Genomic DNA, 19,044 nt, shown 5'->3' on the forward strand with positions numbered 1-19,044 from the left:
AGCCAGGCTCTATTCTCAAGCCTGGCTTTTACAGCGTAATTTCTGCCAAGTGGCCTTTCATTGTGTCAATGTCAGTAATTCTCGGCATGGAGCTTACAGGCAGGCCAGCAAAGAACACTACCCATAAGAAACCTGTAATGGAAACTCAAGCGGGCGGTATCTACTTCACAAATACAAACTTGTCTTCACTCAAGACCTGCTCACCATCAAAACGATAAGCAACCAGTTTGCCGTTACCCGCTACGGAATAATCGAGACATGCCACATTCTCGGTTAGAGGCGCGGGTACACCTTTCAGCCAATAGTGGCCGATAAAACAAAGCTTTTCCGTTTTGAGATAATGGGGAATATCGAAGGGAACCGGCAAGCTAGCGGCGGAACCGATATCAACACCACGCGGTAACGCTATCTCACCCAGTGCTTTTGCAGAAGCGTTCCACCATTGAACGCGAACGGCAGAGCGGCGATTACCATCCTTATCCAGAAAACTCACTCCTTGAGGCAGTTCAATTTCACACCCTTTGAGCAAAGTTTCCACCGCTTTGAAGGTATCACTGCCCGGGGAGCTAGCTTGCAGCAAAAGCTCAGACGTTAACCTGCCGCTATTGGTTCTCGATGCTAAAAAATTGACTTTCTCCTCATCCCAGCAAGCATGCACCGCTCGCAAAGGGCCCAAATCAAGCCACAGAGGCAATAACCTGAAGAAATCCAAAACCTGAGATTTTTCTGGATCGTTATCCGGGTACTCATTCAAAAAAGCCTGGTGCTGTTTAGTATTTTTATCGGTATGTGGGCGCAGGGGCTTGCCATTGACTTTGGTGTGATAAGCCAGGGCGTTAAACTCGTGATTGCCCATAATTGCTTTGGCATAACCATTTTCTACCATGCTCATGACTATCTTTAGGAGCTTGCGATGCTCCACCAGATGCTCTCCTCGATCGATAAAATCTCCAAGAAAGATAACTTTGCGTTCTGGGTGCGTATAACCGCTGCTTGTTTCCCGATAACCCAGAACATCGAGCAGCTCAATCAATGCGCCGGCGTGACCATGGATATCGCCAATAATGTCGTACTTGCAGTGTTCCATCCTGCTCCTGCCTCTAAAATACAAAAAGGCTTCAGTATCAAAATCCCGCTTTTTTTGTATCAAGGATTACTCTGTTCATTTTATGAAATGAACACATTTCTCGGAAGCAGGGCATGGGGCGAAGAAAATAGCCGAAGCTACTGCCAGCCTGGGAAATACTGAGTTCACTTACATTTATGGTGTGCCCTATCAAAGAGCGAATACAAAAAAGCCAGGCCGGGAAATGCGGCCTGGCTTTTCCCTGGCTTGAGACTTACAAAGCTTCCGCAGCTTCTGTCTTTTTACTGGCAAGAACTTGATCCTGCCGAGTATCAGTACTGCTAGCTTTGCGCCCAAACAGTCTCTGCACCACTACAAAGAACAGCGGTATAAAGAAGATTCCCAGCAGTGTGCCCACAACCATTCCCCCCAGTACCCCGGTTCCAATTGCCCGTTGTGCGCCGGAACCTGCACCAGTGGCTATCGCCAGAGGAAGAACCCCCAAGCCAAAAGCCAAAGAGGTCATCAAAATTGGGCGCAGCCGATCACGGACTGCACGCATGGTCGCCTGCACCAGCTCCATTCCGTTTTCCAGATTTTGCTTGGCAAACTCCACAATCAGAATGGCGTTCTTACTGGTCAAGCCGACAGTGGTCAGCATAGCCACCTGGAAGTAGATATCCCTCTCCATGCCGCGCAAACTGTTGGCAAGCACGGCTCCGAGAATACCGAGCGGTGCCATCAACAATACGGCGGTCGGTACTGTCCAGCTCTCATAAAGAGCCGCAAGGCACAAAAATACAATCAGTAATGACAGGGTATAGAGCAGTGGTGTTTGTGCACCGGCGGCGCGCTCCTGATAGGAAAGACCGCTCCATTCAATGCCAACCCCCGCCGGCAATTGCGCTACCAAGCTCTCCACTTCTGCCATGGCCTCACCAGAACTGACCCCCGCTGCGGCCTGGCCATTGATCTGCATGGAGGGCACACCGTTATAGCGTTCCAAGCGGGGAGAACCATACTCCCAAGAAAAACTGGCAAAGGAAGATAGAGGTACCATATCGCCTTTATCATTGCGCACAGACCAAAGCTGGAAGTCTTCCGGCACCATGCGATATGGCGCATCCGCCTGCATATAAACCCGCTTGACCCGGCCGCGATCGATAAAATCATCGATATAGGCGCCACCCCAAGCGGTACTCAGCGCGCTGTTAATATCGGCAATAGACAAGCCGAGGGCCGCAGCCTTGGCGCTGTCGATTTTCACCCGAAACTGCGGCGTATCCTCCTGGCCGTTGGGGCGTACGTTAGACAGTAATTTGCTCTGCCCGGCCATCCCCAAGAATTGGTTGCGGGCAGCGGTCAGCGCTTCGTGTCCCAGGTTGCCGTTATCTTTTAAGTAAAAGTTAAAGCCACCAGAAGAACCCAACTCTGGCAGAGGCGGCGGCGCAAAGGCAAAAGCCATGGCATCTTTAATTTGCATCAGCGCGCCCATAGCACGCATGGCTACTGCGCCAGCACTTTGCGACTCTTCTTCCCGCTCAGACCAGTCTTCCATATTCACAAAGGCGATACCGGTATTCTGGCCGCTACCGGCAAAGCTAAAGCCCTGCACCGAAAATACTGACTTCACGGTGCCCTGCTCGTTATCCAGGAATTGGTCTTCTACTTTACGGATAGATTCCATGGTGCGTTCCTGGGTCGCGCCCACGGGTGCCTGCACCATAGAGAAGAGCACGCCCTGATCTTCATCGGGCAGGAAGGAGCTGGGCAAACGCAGGAATAAGAAGGCCATCACAGCGGAGAGGGCCACAAACAACAGCATAAAGCGGCCGCTACGTTTTAGGATGCCCTGCACTCCGCCCTGGTAGCGCCGACTGCCGCGCTCAAAGTTGCGATTGAACCAACCGAAGAAGCCTTTCTCACCGTGGCTTTCACCTTTTGAAAGTGGTTTCAGCAAGGTGGCACATAGTGCGGGGGTCAGGATAATCGCCACTAATACGGACAAGGCCATAGCAGCAACAATGGTTGCTGAGAACTGCCGGTAAATTACGCCAGTGGCGCCATCCATAAATGCCATTGGCACAAACACCGCCGACAGCACGACACCGATTCCGATCAATGCCGGGGTAATCTGATGCATGGATTTTTTAGTGGCTTCCTTCGGCGATAAGCCCTCTTCGCGCATCACCCGTTCTACGTTTTCCACCACCACAATGGCGTCATCCACTAGCAGGCCAATGGCCAATACCATAGCGAACATGGTAAGCATATTGACCGAGAAGCCCAGTGCTGCGAGTACGGCAAAGGTACCCAACAGCACCACCGGTACTGCGATTGTAGGGATCAGGGTTGCACGGAAATTCTGCAGGAACAGATACATCACCAGGAAGACCAGCACAATTGCTTCAATCAATGTGCTGATCACGCCTTTAATGGAGACCTCGACAAAGGGCGTGGTATCAAATGGTACGACAGAGGTAAGCCCCCGAGGGAAGAAAGGCTCCAGTTCTTTGAGCTTCGCTTTCACGCCTTCGGCGGTGTCCAGTGCGTTGGCACCGGTGGCCAGGTTAATGGCGATACCGGTAGCCGGCTGGCGATTGTAGCGGGAGATAAATTCATAATTCTCTGCCCCCAACTCAACGCGGGCGACATCGCCAAGCCGCAGTATGGAGCCATCATCATTGGCTCGTACCACGATTTCCCGGAACTGTTGCGGGGTTTGCAGGCGCTCCTGGGAGGTAATAGAAGCATTGAGTTGCTGCCCTGACACTGCCGGTGCGCCACCAAGGCTGCCCACTGTGACCTGGGCATTTTGGGCCCGTACCGCCGCGGCTACATCATTCGGTGTCAAATCGTAAGTAGTCAGCTTGTTGGGATCGAGCCAGATACGCATTGCATATTTGGAGCCGAACACCTGCACATTACCGACACCTGGCACCCGGCTAACCGGGTCCACAATCGCTGAGTTGATGTAATCAGCAATGTCGTTGCGGTTCATACTGCCGTCTTCGGAGACAAAACCTGCAACCATCAAGAAGCCACCACGGGACTTACTGACATTGACCCCTTGTAACTGCACCTCTTGGGGCAACAGCGGCATTGCCAGCTGTACTTTGTTTTGGACTTGCACCTGTGCGGTATCCGGGTCGGTACCATTCTCAAACGTAAGGGAGACAGACACACCACCGTTAGATTGACTGACAGCAGACATATAGAGAAGGCCATCGAGACCTTTCATATTCCGCTCCAGAATCTGCGTCACCGAATCTTCCACCACTTTGGCGGAGGCGCCGGGATAACTGGCCTCAATATTAATAGAGGGCGGTGCGATATTCGGATAGCGCTCCACCGCCAACTTGCTGATGGACAATGCACCTGCCAGCATGGTGATAATTGCCAGAACCCAGGCAAAGATGGGCCGGTTGATAAAAAAACTCGCCATAACCCCTACCCTCAGGAACCCTGCTCAGCAGCAGCGTTGTCGTCACCAGCTGCTGCAGGTACCTTTTTATCCTCACGTTCACTAGGCTGCACCGGCGCACCGGGGCGAATTTTCTGCAATCCAGCCACTATGACACGGTCACCGGGCTCCAGCCCCTCTTCTACCAACCAGCGGTTACCGACTGTGCGACTGACCCGAACAGAGCGTTGGGCAACAATATTCTCTTCATTGACCACCATTGCCGAAGTGTTACCTTTCGGGTCCCTTGCAATACCTTGTTGAGGCACCAGAATGGCATTTTCCCGTACACCGCTACCGACTATCGCGCGCACGTACATACCTGGCAGCAGCATATTGTCTGGATTGGGGACAACGACTCGCAGCAACACACTTCCGGTAGAGGGATCGACACTGGCTTCGGCAAACTCGAGCTTGCCTTGATGTTCAAACTCACTGCCATCTTCCAGCAAAATCTTAACTGGCAGGTTTGTGGCATCTGCCAATGTACCCGCCTGGAGGGCCCGACGCAGGCTGACCAGCTCTGCTGCGGACTGGGTAACATCCACATAGATGGGGTCCAGCTGTTGCACAGTGGCCAAAGTTGCGGCCTGATTGGCCGCTACCAAGGCGCCCTGGGTAACACTGGATTTACCAATACGGCCAGTAATCGGCGAGGTAATCTGAGCGTAGTCCAGCTGGATCTCGGCTCTGTGTAACTCAGCCCTGGCAGCAGCAACAGAGGCGCGGGCTTCCTGCAAATCTGCCTCTGCAACATCATTCTCCTGCTTGCTGACAGCGCCACTCTTAACAAGGCCTGCGGTACGCTCAGCCTTGAGGCGGGCGATATTCATAGCCGCATTTGCACCCTGTAATTTAGCGCGCGCACTATCCACATCCGCTTGGTAAATGGCGTCATCCAGCTGATAAAGTGGCTGATTTGCATCGACACGCCCACCTTCACGGAACAATTGCTGTTTTATGATGCCATTTACCTGCGGACGGACTTCCGCCACCTTGAAAGGTGAAGTGCGACCAGGTAGCTCTCTGGTAAGCGTAACCGGCTCGGATTCCAGCGTAACCACAGTCACCTGTGGCGCGGGCATCGGTGGCGCAGCGGTTCTTTCATCACAAGCGGCAAGTAATGCACTAGTGATCAAAAGACTGATAAACGCTTTTTTATTGAGCATGGTTACCTCGATCAGGGCTGACGGCCTGGATACTGCGGTCAGTTCGGGAGAAAAAGAGATGGCGACAGGAAGGTCTAACTCCAATGGCCACGCATTTTATGTGTAGTGATGAAATCCGATCAACTATTCATCAGCGCATGAATATCGACTAACATGCACTTTTACCCAGTGTTTTCAAGGGTTTGCACTAAAGTCTCATTTGTTTTCATGCGGCGAACAGCCGTGAATATGCGGTCAAATGAGGCGATTACGATAATGAAGAAGCTGCATTGCCCATGGCTAAATATAGAGAAGAGCAAATACTTAACACCCGAGAGCGTATCTTAGACGCCGCGATTCGTGTTTTTCACGAATCTGGCGTCACCCACGCCTCCCTAACGGCAGTCGCAGAGCTTGCCGGAGTCACTCGTGATTCCCTGCATAGCCATTTCCGCGACAGAGTTGGGCTACTCAACGCTCTAACCGAGCGCATGCGCCTGCCCGGTGAAGACCTCTGCGCGGCGGCCGGTGATGAGTTGAAGAGAGACCCTCTAGGCACCCTGCGTACCCGCTGGATATGGCTATTCGATGAGATTGCCTGTAATGATGAATGGCAGCGCTTACTGGAGATTATCTTCCTGCCATGCGACCCAATCAGTGAAGTATGCGAGTCCACTCACCGTATTAAGCAAGGCCGCACAGAGCGGCTGGAGCGAATGGGAGAATTGTTGGAGATTGCACTATCAGCCGGTCAATTACCTCCTGACCTGGATTTGAAACTGGCCCAACAAATGCTTCACGGAGGCCTTTTTGGTGTTCTGGAAGACTGGCTTCTTTCTCCTCGCTTTGTAGACCTTGGCGACTTAGGCGAACATTATTTTGATGCTCTCCTAGATATGATTCGCTTCTCCCCAGAACTGCGTCTAAACAGGCAGCAAGCACGAACTTTGCACTGAGCAGTGTCTTGAGCAAATTCGAATTTTCTTCCTATTGGGGCAAGTCAGCTAACTGCTGCTTGCTCCAAGAAGAAAATCAGCCGAGTTTACTTTTCGAATCTACTAATTGTGCACCGCTCGCATCTCTTACTGCATAATTAAAGCCTGGGTGAATACAGTGAGCACCGTAATTACCGGCTTTATCTAAAGCCAGGAAACCCACCTGGAACTTCTTATAGTCCCCTAGCTTGCGCGCAATACGCTCCACCGCCTCACGACAGGCTTCCTCCGGTGTGTAGCCATGACGCATCAGCTCCACTACTTGATGGCAACCGACAGTCTTGATCATTAGCTCGCCCATACCCGTGGCAGTAGCCGCACCCACTTCATTGTCGACATAGAGTCCGGCGCCGATAATCGGTGAGTCCCCTACCCGCCCGTGCATCTTGAAAGCCGCGCCACTGGTGGTGCAGGCACCTGAGAGGTTGCCGTCCTGGTCCACGGCTAAGATGCCGATAGTATCGTGGTTTTCTATATTGATTACCGGCTGGTAACGGGACTCGCGCTTCCACTCACGCCAGGCGGCTTCAGCTTTTGGAGTTAACAGGTTCTCAATGTCAAACCCCTGTTCAACTGCAAAACGCTGTGCGCCCTCGCCGACCAACATTACATGTGGAGTTTCCTCCATCACCTTTCGCGCAACCGAGATGGGATGCTTGATACCCTGTAAAAAAGCCACTGAACCACAATTTTGTTTGTCATCCATAATGCAGGCATCAAGGGTCACTACACCATCGCGATCGGGAAAACCGCCATAACCAACACTGGTTACCTGCGGGTCAGCTTCCGGCACCCGAGCACCAGCCTCAACGGCATCCAAAGCCCTGCCACCTTCACTGAGAACCTGCCAAGCTGCCTCATTGGCTGGGCCCCCATGGTTCCAGGTTGATATGACTACGGGCTTTTTTCCCGTCTTCGTATAACGCCTTGCCATAGCTGCCACTGAAGGTGTTGCCAGGGCGCCAGCAGTGCCCAGGAAGGAATATTTCAGGAATTTTCTTTTGCTGATCACAATGATTTGTCTCAAATGGAAAGCGCACAGAGACATTACTGTATCTGTGCGCCGAAGTTATGGCGGGATCAGAAGCTGTAAGTCAGCCCCATATAGGCGCGGCGACCTGAGTAAGCTGACTCCCAGACTCGATTTTCCTCCCCCCAATATCTATCCACTCGTTCTTCAGTGAGATTTATAATTGAGGCAGTAAGCGTTAGGTTATCCATCAGGTTGTAAGAAGCATTTACATCCAACTGATCGTATTCGTTGGTAAAAGTGTTCTTGCCATTGTGGAAACCATCTGCATAGGCGCTGCGATAGTTGTATGAAGCTCGCACGCTGAAGTCGTCATTCTCGTAATACACGGATAAATTGTATTGATCCTTGGAAGTGCCCGGAATCTCTGTTTTTATTTTTTCATCATTGAGATCAAGGTCAGCTAACTCTGTATCAGTATAAGTGTAATTAGCGAAAACCCCGAATCCATTATTGAATGCATACTGCACAAACAGCTCAGCTCCCTGAGCTGTAGCATCTGTGCCATTGACCGGCATATTCATATTTAGATTCCAGGCTTGACCATCAATCTCCCTAGTCTCCCGAAAGCTAGCATCAATTACGAAAGAGGCGATATCCTTGCGGAACAGTGTCAATCCAATTGCAGAAGCATCCTCGAAATACCATTCAACTCCCAGGTCAAATTGGTCCGCCTTGAAAGGATCAAGTTCCGGATTACCCGCAAATGCATTTCTTTCCCATTTAGGGTTTTCTGGATCCGTCTCAGGGAGAGGGCCATGAATCGCTTCGGAGCCACCTATATCATCGTATTCTACCCGCGCTACAACCCTTGATAGAGCAGCCCGCATAACCAGGTCATCATTAATATCCCAAGCAATATTTGCGCTTGGTAGAAAATCAATATTACTACTATCGTGAATAGTGGGCTCTTCGGCTATTGCAACCTCTATACTATCGAAGGTCCGTGCATATTGCTTAGTTTCCACCGCGCGAATACCAAAATTGCCTCGCAAGACGGTCGAAGTGAAATTCTGTTGCACATAGGCTGCAGTGACCTCTTCACCAATGCGGTAAACTTGGTTCCTCTCAACAATTACAGTGGGGTCACCATAAGTTTCATAGAGAAAGTCCTTAAGTTTCTCAAACTCCAGATAAGCAAAACTAGGCACATTTACACCACCAATAATGTTATCAATAGGTGCGTTAGACAAGATGTCAACTGTATTCGGTACACCAGCGGGATCGGTGTGGAAAGAATCGTCCGGCCACCAGGGATAGCAAAGACCATCTTTACCGTCTTCATTCGGCCAGTTAATAGTCGGACACGGCGGGTTATTATCATCCCAAGCTTGTTTAGTAATGCGTCGGTTAATTTCGTGGTCGCGGTATTTAAGTCCTACATCAAGGGAAGTCAGCCAGCCGTAATCCATATCGATAGATACATCTAGCTGGTAGTAGTTTTCATCATCTTCACTACTGGTCCAGTGCGAAGAAAACCAATCGTATAAGGGGTAAGTATTGGGATCTCCCAGATCGACACTGGTATCAATCTCTGCAGTGCCACTGCTTAGGTCCCAACTCCAGTCAGTCACAGTGCCATAGCGAGAGTTTACTGAGGCAAACAATTTCTCAGAAGGACCGCCTTCCGCACTGGTGCTGCCCACAATCAATCGTACGCTATAGCCATCTCCCTGATAAATAGCATTAAAATCCAAGGTATCTGACACATATTCTGCTCGCATGTACTCACCAGCGACTTGAGGAGACTGTAATTCGGCCTGGCCTCTGTCCATCATGCCAATACCGAGTAAGGTATCACCGTCCTCATCAAATATAAGACTACCTGGAGCGATAGCATTACCGTAATTCCACTCCGGAAATACAATACGATAATTTTCTGAGTTGCCACCCCGTTCAAAACGGAAGTAATTGACACCAAGCTCGAGTTGCTCTACAGGGCGCCACTGGGCACTGAGCTGGATTCCCTCACGAGTGCGCTCTTCTTCAAAAACGCTACCCACTACGGCTCTGGGGGCATAAAAATCGCGGTACTCATTACCGTCGATATCTACCATGGCCCCCCTTTCTTCTACCCCTTCATGGGGCTTAACGTCACCTTGCCAACCCCAATTTTCTGTAGTGGTGCTAATCACACGATTTTGACGATCCTGCTTGGAATAACCCACCAAGACACCAAAGGTTTCCTGATCATTTTTCCATGAGTAAAAACCCGTGTATTGTGGCTCATACTTCTCAGTGACATCCGCGTAGGTTGTTTCAACCGATAGCATGCCCTCTCCCGCGTCCAGATCCAGAGGTTTGCGGGTATGCAAAATGACAGTACCACCGATTCCACCTTCATCCAGCTTTGCCTCAGGGCTCTTATAAACATCTGTACGGGCAATCATTGTTGCGGGCAACAAGGAATAATCTAGCGAGCGTGATGGCTCATCGCCCGGAGTAGCAATATAGTTACCATTCAGCTGGGTAAAAGTAAGCCCAGGAGCAGTACCGCGGATACTCACTTCCGCACCTTCACCACCACTACGGACGATAGAGACTCCTGGCACCCTCTGTAAGGCATCGGCTACGTTTTTATCTGGGAACTTGCCAATATCTTCAGCGGTAATTGAGTCCACCACCGCATTGGAAAACCGCTTTACATCGAGGTTTTTCTCCATGCTCTGACGAATGCCCAATACCTCTACTTCTTCAAGAGCCAAGTTTTCTTTTTGGGCTTCCTCTGTATTTTGCGCCTGTGCCATGCCGACGACACTGCATAACACCAGTGCACTGGCGGATGTGCGAAGTAACTCCGCCCTGCGGTTTTCTTTTTGGGTTTTCTCTTTCATAGCTAAGCATCACTTTTATTATAATTTTTGAGCCTTCCGTGCACCCTCTAAACTCGGCATACCCTCATACCAAGTTTTCGGAATAAGCCCGGTTTCAGATCTCTCCATCCCTGGCTTACTTTTATAGGCAACCCCTTTCCCAGGGGTTTGCCTTACACGGTTATCAGCTTTCTAAGCCGAGTCGTTTTAATACTTCAGGCGGTGCGCCAGGGAAGCTGGCCATAGGCCTATTACCTACGTAGCCAATATCCGCCATGCCTTCCTCGGTGGTGTAGAATGCGGTAGATACAAGAACCCGTACCTTGGCAAAGAAACGTGCACCGGCTTGGAATTCTGGCTTCGCGTTACGAGTCCATTTGATGTCCTCGCAGATTGCATTTTTTTGAGATTCATTCAGCTCAACAAATGGGCCTTGGTACCTGCGCCTGGACTCTCCATCTAGCCAGACCACCCCTCCGCGAATAGTGACAAGGTCCGCCTTATTGTTGGAATAAGGTGCGCTGACATATTCATTGATGTAATGGTGTGCACCTACTGAAGAAGCGCTCGGTGAAATTTCATCTGCAGGTATAATTACATCGCAAAGTGCTGCGAGTACCGCCAACTCACGCGCATCTAATTGCATTTTCCATGGTACGACGGGGTTAAGCAGATCAGGATCTGTTGGTGTACCCCTGGCTAAAGTTTGTTTAGGTGCGTCAAGATTCTTAACCGCTGGTTTTGTAGCTGCTTTATCTTCCTTCAACTCAACTTTTGGTGCTGCTTTCTCAGAACAACCGATTACTGGGACCGCAGCCGCAGTAGTAGCAATCAAACGCAGGGCATTACGGCGGCTCAGGTTTGTTTTATCCTTGCTCATATCAAATGTTCCTCTTTTTAAACTGTTCCACGATGTAGTCACAGGTACGCCAAGCCAGCGCCATAATGGTCAGGGTTGGGTTTTTATCGGCATTGGAAACAAAGGGAGCGCCGTCGGTTAAAAAGAGGTTCGGAACCTCCCAAGACTGGCAGTAAGGGTTGAGCACAGAATCTTTCGGGTTGGAACCCATTCGCGCGGTGCCAACTTCATGAATAATCGCACCGCCGTTGATAATGGCCTTGGCACCATCGGTCTGTACCGTTGTGGTCACATTGCCGCCCATACCCTCGATAATTTCGGCGAAGGTTTTGTGCATGTGAGCAGCCTGATTGAGCTCCTGGTCGCTCCACTTCCAGTGGAATTTCAGAACCGGGATACCCCACTGGTCAACTTGGTCCTTGTCAATTTCACAGTAACTATCATCATTAGGGATCATTTCCCCACGACCATCGAACCAAACAAAGGAGCCGTAATAGCGTCGGCAGGCCTTTTTCAAATCTTTACCATAGGCACCTTCGGTAAAGTCACCCATACCACCGAAGGCCCCGGCTCCAGGCATACTGCGGCCACCACCGAATTCAATGTGATAACCGCGCGCAAAATTCAGGTCTCCGCGCAACTGCTCTTTATATAGCCACCAGGGCATATACATATGCATTGCCGACGCACCGTCTTCGTTGTGGGCGGGCATATTTTCCAGGGCTGGAATTTGGCCACCGACTCCGGCACCCACAGTATCCATCAGGTATTTACCTACAACACCACTGCCGTTGGCGAGACCGTCTGGGAATAAGGTACTTTTTGAATTGAGAAGAATACGCGATGTCTCGGCGGCACTGGCCGCGACGACAACGGCGCGGGCACTGGCAAACTTTTCCTGACGGGTATCTTTATCAATGTAAACAACCCCGTTGGCTTTGCCTTTCTTATCAACGGTAACTTCGCGCACCATCGCGTCAGTGATGATGTCTAGGTTGCCTGTAGCCAACGCAGGAGGCAGTAGTACTGTGGTGGACTGGAAATTTGCCTTGATGGAACAACCGCGACCACAGGGTGTGGCCCAAAAACAGGCAGCGCGGGATTTCATCGATTCGCGGGTTACATCCTGGGCAAGCTTGTTATCGGGGAACAGCTTCTGCGGAATATTTTCATGGTCGAGGCGCTCACTGAGAATCGCCAAGTGTGAGGGGATCACGGGGATACCCAGCTTATCACAAGCTTTTTTCGCTAGCAGTTCATAAGCACGGGGGTTAGGGGGCGGCAATAATACGCCGTCGGAAGAGTCCGGAGTATTTTCCAATCCCTCATTGGTGCCGTAGACACCAATAAGCATCTCGGTTTTATCGTAGTAGGGTGCCAGGTCTTGGTAGCTGATGGGCCAGTCAAAGCCGAGCCCATCCCTTGAGTAGGGCTTAAAGTCGTATTCACCCATACGCAGGGAAATACGCCCCCAATGGTTCGTGCGGCCACCCAGCATACGCGCTCGCCACCAGTCAAAACGTCGACCTTTCTCTTGAGATCCCTGGGTATAGGGCTCGCCGGGTACCTGCCAGCCACCATCCACTGTCGCATCGTAAAAACCGAACGGCTTTTCTGGCGTACTACCACCGCGCAGGGGTGCGTCTTTGGGCAAATTAAACATAGGGGTTTCTTTGACCGGGTCGTAGGATCGCCCCGCTTCAAGCAGTAGTACCTTTAAACCGGCTGTGGCCAGCACATAGGCAGCCATGCCGCCCCCAGCACCAGAGCCGACTATTAAGGCGTCGTACTCTTTATTCTCGATATCTTCACTCGCCATAACATCTCTCCTACATGATCATTTATTTTTCTTCTGACCGGTTAAATTCTATCAGCTGGAAATATTTTTCTGTAACCGGTTACATTTTTGGGAAATTTTTCTGCTTTTTTTCGGCGTTAATAAAGTCTAAATTTAAAATTTTTAGTGTTGGAGTCTGATTTCTTAAAAAAACAGACATTAAAGTACATATTTTTACGTCTGGAGAATTCAAAAATATGTAACCGGTTACATGCGAAACTAAATTTTATCAATTTTTTTCATTTAGTTGCGCGGACAGCTCCACCTTCCTGCCAAGCTGCTCAAGCAGCTGCTTAGTTGCCAAGATTCCATGGTCCTCATCTCCTGGCCCTTCAAACTCAATGCCGATATAGCCTCGATAACCCGCATCGCGAATTATCCGTAACATCCGAGCAAAATCCGTATTGGTTTCAATTCCCGCTGAATCGAACTCAAAGCTTTTGGCACTAATACCCTGGGCGAACGGCATCAGTTGCTGAACCCCCAAATAGCGATCGTAATCTCCGAAGTTTCCAAAATCCGGCAAGCTGCCACAGTTGGACATATCTACACGCTGAAGGACCTGTGACAACCACTCCCCGTTCGATGAATAGCCACCATGGTTCTCAACAATCACGTTAATATTGAAATCCTGGGCGAATTCCGAAAGCGCACGCAGCCCCTCAACAGCAGCCTTACCGACTTCTTCGCGACTCCCCTGCCCTGCGGCATTGACACGCACAGAGTGACAATTGAGGTACTTAGCCGCTTCGACCCATTTGTAATGGTTCTCTATGGCCTGCTTTCTCTTGCCTTTATTGGGGTCGCCTAGGTCGCCTTCGCCATCAACCATAATCAACAGACTGCGAACATTATGGTCTTCTGCTCTAGCCTTCATTGCAGCGAGAAACTTCAAGTCCTTTGCCTGATCCTTAAAGAACTGATTGACATACTCAACCGCTTCAATGCCAAAGACTTTGCGTGTTTTTACTGGAAAGTCCAGAACCTTGAGAGCCCCACTTCGCAGTTGCCGATGCAGGGACCACTGGGCTAAAGAGATATTAAAAAAGCGTTCACTTGCCGCGCTGTGGCTAAGACGACTAAACCCAATAAGGGGGGCAGCAAGCCCCAAAGCTGCCAGCCTTGCACTATTTGCCAAAAACTGCCTTCTATTGATAGTCATTGCCGCCCTCCTATTTGGGAAACCTCAGCAGCAGATTTTGAGGGAGATTCAGCAGAGAAGCCTTCTTCTCCGTTATCCTTTAAAGAGCGGCGAAAGCCACTGATTGCTCCCCCCAGGTCTTCTCCCATACGACGAATCTTGCCGCTGCCAAACAGTAAAACTGCAAGCACCAGTACTATCAGGATTTGCCAGAGACTGATTCCTGAAATACCCATGAGCTTATAGCTCCCGGATTTTTATATTGCGATACCAGACTTTGTCACCATGATCCTGCAAAGCGATATAGCCGCTTACAGAGCGTGCGAAATCTGGATAATTCGAAAACTTGCTGCCCGCCAAACGCTTGCCCCAATCCTCTGACCAAAGCTCGTAGCTAACAATCTTATTGCCGTTCAACCAATGTTCGACCTTTCCGTTCTCTACGCGTATACGAGTTTGGTTAAACTGCCCCGCAGGTTTGACACTCTCTTCACTGGGCGCATACATATCAAACACTGAGCCGGCGCTGTGGCTTGGCTTTTCCAGATTGGGAAAGGCAGCATTGTCCAACACCTGGTATTCCATGCCACTCATCCAAACAGGTGCATCTCCATCGGCGACACGATAAATAATGCCACTGTTGCCGCCCTCAGAAATTTTCCATTCCAGCTGCAATTCAAAATCCTCGAATTGTTCAGCTGTTACCAGATCCCCAGCACCTCCGGCTGTTAAGACCAGATTGCCGTTAACAACTTGCCAGGCCTCTCCAATTTGCGAGCCATTTGTACCGGTCCAGCCCCGTAACGTTTCTCCATCAAACAGGTAACGCCACTCTCCGTCCACTTGCTGGGCATTCGACACGGGCACCCGCTCGCAACCTGCAGCACCCAGCATCACTGCTGTTGCAATCGCTACGGATAGTTTGGATCTGGCTTTAGTAAGGTTTTTCATCATTATTATCTCCACACCTAACGCTGTTATCTAATCAATGCCGCTCTTCTTAGGGCAACAGTCCATGGGAATCTGCGGCTCTCACTTGTCCGAACAGGGACCTGTGCTCTCCCGTTCCACCAGCTCAAATGGCAAAATAGTCCGGCTGGATTTCAATGGCTTGCCATCGATGATCAATCGCAGCGTTTCCATTGCGTAACGGCCTAACTCCTCTGCGGGCTGGTTGATCGTAGTCAAAGGCGGATCTGTGAATTGTGAGAATTCAATGTTATCGAACCCTGTAACAGACACATCTTCCGGCACCCTGAGGCCCATTCTCTTCACTTGGTGCACAGCACCAATTGCCATCTCATCGTTCATACAAAAAATGGCAGTCGGCCGATGAGGGGTCGATAGCAAAGTCTCTGCGCCTTTCTGCCCAGAGGTCATGGTGAATTCCCCATGAACGACCATTTCAGGATCAAGTTCTAACCCACGTTTTTTTAACGCCTCGGAAAATCCGGACAGCCTGTCTCGCACTATAGGGCTCTGCGAGGGCCCGGTAATAACCCCGATGCGACGGTGTCCCATCTTCATCAAGTGCCGCGCAACTTCCTGGGCCGCACCATGGTTATCCAACTCCACCACTGGATAACGATCATCTTCTACTATGCGCTCACAGGCATTCACTAAAGGAACAGATGCAGCCAGGTTTGCGTCCTTCTCTGCAAACGGATAGCGACTACCAAGCTGAATAACACCATCCGCTTGATTGGTTAGCGCCATACCTGCATAAAATTGCTCATTGCTGGAATCCCCTTTTGTGTCCCCCAGCAGCACCGAATAGCCTTGATCCTGAGCAGCTTTTTCAATCCCGCGAATGACCCGGGAAAAAAATGGATTAGCTATATTGGGAACCAAAACCATCACTGCGTATGACTTGCCCGAACTGAAGTTCCGCGCAAGGAGGTTTGGCCGGTAACCCGCCTCCTCTACAGCCTTTAGCACCCGCTCTCTGGTTCGCGGAGAGACCATCTGCGGATCTTTCAATGCTCGGGATACGGTCGCGACCGATACGCCGGAGCGGCGTGCAACTTCGCGAATGTTTGACATAATTTCCTGCTAATTACCTGTTAGAAGCGGGTTATTTTCGCACAGATGGATACCATCTACGGATTCCCCACTGAAACGGCTGCTTCTGATTTGCTGGCTGCTTGCCTTCGATCCCAAAGCCAAATAAAGGCAAAAATGGGGAGCAGGATAAGTGGAACTACTGCCAATGACTGGAATGACTCAACAGAAGCGGTGGCTAATACCGCATCCAACTCATCCCCACTCAGCTTTTCAAAGGCTTCCAAGCCCCCCGCTGCCTCAATCTTGGCATTGTCAAAAATAGCGCCAAGCTTTGGCAGAACAAATTGGATAGACATACCACCGGCAAAACCCAGCAATCCCAGAAACAATGCCCCACCGCGCACAAAACGCTCGGAGACTGTGGCCAGCATAGTGGGCCACATATAACAAACACCAATGCCCCAGACAGTCGCTGCCAAAAATGCAGTTACTGGCGTCCTAGCCATACCCAGGCAATAGAGCCCAATTGCTGCAAGGAGACTGCTTAACCATAGAAGTCCAATAGGAGACAGTTTCTTTGCCAGCCGTCCGGCAAAGTGGCGCATCACAAACATCAACATACTGACATAAACAAGGATAAGAATACCCTTCATGCCAACAACGCGTGACAGGGTCAGGTCTACCCACTGCCCAGGGGCCAACTCGGTTGCGGCGGTCAGCCACATACACACCCACAGCAGGATAAACATCGGCTGCTTGAATACCTCTTTAAACATTTCGCCATAACTGATACCGGAAGAAACCCGTTCAGTAACTGGGAAATCTGTTTTAGCCACAAGCCAAGCCATAACAACAGCCGGCAGTGCCAACACGACAAGGTTCAACTGCCAGGGAAGCTCGAGGGCAGAGATTGACAACCCCAGTAATCCTCCAACCACAATGCCCGCAGGCCACCAGGCATGTAGTACATTTAAACGTTGCGTTTTATTTTCTGGGTCGACTGCAGCAACCATTGGATTACTGGCTGCCTCCACGGCACCCCAGCCCAAGCCTGTCAGTAGCAGGCCAGCTAGAACCAGACTCTCTACCCCCTCCCCTGGAGTCACCATAGATGCCGCAATAATAAGCAAACTGCCCAATACATAACCTATAGATGAGAGCATCAACATTCGCTTGATGCCGACCAAGTCCACAAGTGCGCTTCCAAATAGAAGTGTGAAAGCAAAACCTGTGAAAGTGAAACCCAGGGCTTCACCAAGCATGGCGGTAGAGTTGGCAAGATCAATATGATCGTAAATGTCGCTTTGGAGATCACCGGCGATTGAAGCCCTCACAGCAAATCCGAGGCCAATCATAAAAATCGAGAGGTTCCCCACAAGAAAGACATTCTTATGCAGGGATTTTGTCTGTGTACTCATCTATCCAGTCTCCGCATGATTTATTGTTATTGGTTATTCACTTGGTTTGGAAAAATTTAATCCAATCCTAAAATCCGACGATTTCGCGCGCGATCTGTTTCTGCACCAGCAAAATCATCAAAAGCCTTGCCTGCCACGGTAATTAGGTGATCGCGAATAAATGGTGCACCCTCACTGGCCCCCTGTTGTTGATCCTTAATGCAACACTCCCATTCGAGTACCGCCCAGCGGTCGTAACCGTATTGGGTTAAGCGGCTGAAAATCCCACGGAAGTCCACTTGACCATCGCCCAGGGAACGGAAGCGGCCAGGTCTATCAATCCAAGGGGCATAACCGCCATAAACTCCGGCCCTACCACTCGGATGGAATTCAGCATCTTTCACGTGAAACGCCTTGATTCGCTCGTGATAGATGTCGATAAAAGCCAGGTAGTCCATCTGCTGCAAAAGCAGGTGGCTGGGGTCATAGAGGATATTCGCTCTTGGGTGGTCCTCCACTTCGTAGAGAAAACGTTCAAAGGTCAACCCGTCGTGCAGATCTTCACCGGGGTGAAGCTCATAACAGACATCAACTCCAGCACTGTCAAACGCATCCAATATAGGGCGCCACAGCCGGCCCAGTTCGTGAAAGCCCTCTTCCACTAACATTGCGGGGCGTTGGGGCCAGGGATAAAAAGTATGCCAAAGTAGTGCGCCAGAAAATGTAGCGTGCGACTTAAGCTTTAGATTGGCACTGGCACGAGCAGCCAACATCAGTTGATTGCTCGCCCACTCGGCGCGGGCTGGCAAGTTGCCCCGCACTTCCTCTGGGGAAAAAATATCCAGCATCTCTTTATATGCTGGATGCGCTGCAACCAGCTGGCCCTGCAAATGCGTGGACAGTTCTGAGATTTCTACTCCCGCCTTCTCACAGATTCCCAAAACATCGTCACAGTAAGCCTGGCTACTGCTGGCTAATTCCAGATCAAAGATGCGCTTGTCCCAAGTGGGAACCTGAATGCCTTTATAACCCAGATCCGATGCCCAGCAGGCCATAGACTCCAGTGAAGCCGGTTGGTCGCTCGGAGGGAGGAACTGGGCGAGAAATATCCCGGGCCCCTGAATTCTGGGTGCCTTCATTTATTCTTATCCTTTTTACTGCTGTACTTATTTACCTCTGCAAGCAATCAATCCTTCCTGGGTGATCAGCTTGCTTCTTTTGAAAAGCACAGTGCTGTCTTTCCAAAAGCGGACTGGCACTGGGCCGACATCGACACCTCCCTGTGCCGTAC

14 protein-coding genes are annotated in these 19,044 nt (G+C 50.5%); 1 reads left to right on the plus strand and 13 read right to left on the minus strand.

All coding sequences use genetic code 11. The annotated features are described in order from the left end of the window. Positions 1–160: 160 nt before the first annotated feature. The 3 genes from ACJJIV_RS00510 to ACJJIV_RS00520 form a co-directional block, all read right to left on the minus strand. Positions 161–1,087, minus strand: coding sequence for a metallophosphoesterase (locus ACJJIV_RS00510; RefSeq protein WP_444890338.1), 927 nt, complete (start codon positions 1,085–1,087; stop codon positions 161–163). A 253-nt stretch (positions 1,088–1,340) separates the two neighbouring features. Further along, entirely contained in the window at positions 1,341–4,511 is a 3,171-nt protein-coding gene (locus ACJJIV_RS00515) for an efflux RND transporter permease subunit (RefSeq protein WP_444890339.1), read from the minus strand. An 11-nt stretch (positions 4,512–4,522) separates the two neighbouring features. Continuing rightward, on the minus strand, positions 4,523–5,782 hold the full coding sequence (locus ACJJIV_RS00520) for an efflux RND transporter periplasmic adaptor subunit (RefSeq protein WP_444890340.1): 1,260 nt from the start codon (positions 5,780–5,782) through the stop codon (positions 4,523–4,525). A gap of 191 nt (positions 5,783–5,973) precedes the next feature. On the opposite strand from ACJJIV_RS00520, the gene ACJJIV_RS00525 reads away from it, so the two are divergent. Continuing rightward, positions 5,974–6,633: a TetR family transcriptional regulator gene (locus ACJJIV_RS00525; protein ID WP_444890341.1), complete on the plus strand. Its 660-nt coding sequence runs from the start codon at positions 5,974–5,976 to the stop codon at positions 6,631–6,633. Between the two features lie 76 nt (positions 6,634–6,709). On the opposite strand, the gene ACJJIV_RS00530 is transcribed toward ACJJIV_RS00525, so the two are convergent. The 10 genes from ACJJIV_RS00530 to ACJJIV_RS00575 all read right to left on the minus strand — a co-directional run bounded on the left by ACJJIV_RS00530 (position 6,710) and on the right by ACJJIV_RS00575 (position 18,892). Further along, entirely contained in the window at positions 6,710–7,684 is a 975-nt protein-coding gene (locus ACJJIV_RS00530; RefSeq protein ID WP_444890342.1) for an isoaspartyl peptidase/L-asparaginase family protein, read from the minus strand. Between the two features lie 68 nt (positions 7,685–7,752). Then, on the minus strand, positions 7,753–10,536 hold the full coding sequence (locus ACJJIV_RS00535; RefSeq protein ID WP_444890343.1) for a TonB-dependent receptor: 2,784 nt from the start codon (positions 10,534–10,536) through the stop codon (positions 7,753–7,755). A 163-nt stretch (positions 10,537–10,699) separates the two neighbouring features. Next, a complete protein-coding gene (locus ACJJIV_RS00540) occupies positions 10,700–11,395 on the minus strand; it encodes a gluconate 2-dehydrogenase subunit 3 family protein (RefSeq protein ID WP_444890344.1) in 696 nt (231 codons plus the stop codon). 1 nt (position 11,396) lies between these two features. Beyond that, positions 11,397–13,193, minus strand: a complete 1,797-nt coding sequence (locus ACJJIV_RS00545; RefSeq protein ID WP_444884948.1) for a GMC oxidoreductase — start codon at positions 13,191–13,193, stop codon at positions 11,397–11,399. Positions 13,194–13,440: 247 nt separating this feature from the next. Next, positions 13,441–14,373, minus strand: coding sequence for a sugar phosphate isomerase/epimerase family protein (locus tag ACJJIV_RS00550; protein WP_444890345.1), 933 nt, complete (start codon positions 14,371–14,373; stop codon positions 13,441–13,443). Then, on the minus strand, positions 14,370–14,588 hold the full coding sequence (tatA, locus tag ACJJIV_RS00555) for a twin-arginine translocase TatA/TatE family subunit (RefSeq protein ID WP_152453619.1): 219 nt from the start codon (positions 14,586–14,588) through the stop codon (positions 14,370–14,372). The genes ACJJIV_RS00550 and tatA overlap by 4 nt, the downstream gene beginning before the upstream one ends. Positions 14,589–14,592: 4 nt before the next feature. Beyond that, positions 14,593–15,306 (minus strand): 3-keto-disaccharide hydrolase, encoded by a 714-nt coding sequence (locus ACJJIV_RS00560; RefSeq protein ID WP_444890346.1) that lies wholly within the window; start codon positions 15,304–15,306, stop codon positions 14,593–14,595. Positions 15,307–15,384: 78 nt separating this feature from the next. After that, positions 15,385–16,395 carry a LacI family DNA-binding transcriptional regulator gene (locus tag ACJJIV_RS00565; protein WP_444884951.1) on the minus strand — a complete coding sequence of 337 codons (1,011 nt, stop codon included), beginning with the start codon at positions 16,393–16,395 and terminating at the stop codon, positions 15,385–15,387. Between the two features lie 56 nt (positions 16,396–16,451). Further along, complete coding sequence (locus ACJJIV_RS00570; RefSeq protein WP_444890347.1) at positions 16,452–17,774, minus strand: MFS transporter; 1,323 nt, start codon at positions 17,772–17,774, stop codon at positions 16,452–16,454. A 56-nt stretch (positions 17,775–17,830) separates the two neighbouring features. Then, positions 17,831–18,892, minus strand: coding sequence for a sugar phosphate isomerase/epimerase family protein (locus ACJJIV_RS00575; RefSeq protein ID WP_444890348.1), 1,062 nt, complete (start codon positions 18,890–18,892; stop codon positions 17,831–17,833). Between the last annotated feature and the right edge of the window lie 152 nt (positions 18,893–19,044).

This window comes from Microbulbifer mixtoriginis (SeqCode), assembly GCF_052466765.1.

Bases quoted from the DNA above. Each gene is read 5' to 3' on its own strand.
- ACJJIV_RS00540 (WP_444890344.1), bottom strand. From the start codon at position 11,395: ATGAGCAAGGATAAAACAAACCTGAGCCGCCGTAATGCCCTGCGTTTG.
- ACJJIV_RS00575 (WP_444890348.1), bottom strand. From the start codon at position 18,892: ATGAAGGCACCCAGAATTCAGGGGCCCGGGATATTTCTCGCCCAGTTC.
- ACJJIV_RS00570 (WP_444890347.1), bottom strand. From the start codon at position 17,774: ATGAGTACACAGACAAAATCCCTGCATAAGAATGTCTTTCTTGTGGGG.
- ACJJIV_RS00535 (WP_444890343.1), bottom strand. From the start codon at position 10,536: ATGAAAGAGAAAACCCAAAAAGAAAACCGCAGGGCGGAGTTACTTCGC.
- tatA (WP_152453619.1), bottom strand. From the start codon at position 14,588: ATGGGTATTTCAGGAATCAGTCTCTGGCAAATCCTGATAGTACTGGTG.
- ACJJIV_RS00565 (WP_444884951.1), bottom strand. From the start codon at position 16,395: ATGTCAAACATTCGCGAAGTTGCACGCCGCTCCGGCGTATCGGTCGCG.
- ACJJIV_RS00525 (WP_444890341.1), top strand. From the start codon at position 5,974: ATGGCTAAATATAGAGAAGAGCAAATACTTAACACCCGAGAGCGTATC.
- ACJJIV_RS00515 (WP_444890339.1), bottom strand. From the start codon at position 4,511: ATGGCGAGTTTTTTTATCAACCGGCCCATCTTTGCCTGGGTTCTGGCA.
- ACJJIV_RS00560 (WP_444890346.1), bottom strand. From the start codon at position 15,306: ATGATGAAAAACCTTACTAAAGCCAGATCCAAACTATCCGTAGCGATT.
- ACJJIV_RS00550 (WP_444890345.1), bottom strand. From the start codon at position 14,373: ATGACTATCAATAGAAGGCAGTTTTTGGCAAATAGTGCAAGGCTGGCA.
- ACJJIV_RS00510 (WP_444890338.1), bottom strand. From the start codon at position 1,087: ATGGAACACTGCAAGTACGACATTATTGGCGATATCCATGGTCACGCC.
- ACJJIV_RS00545 (WP_444884948.1), bottom strand. From the start codon at position 13,193: ATGGCGAGTGAAGATATCGAGAATAAAGAGTACGACGCCTTAATAGTC.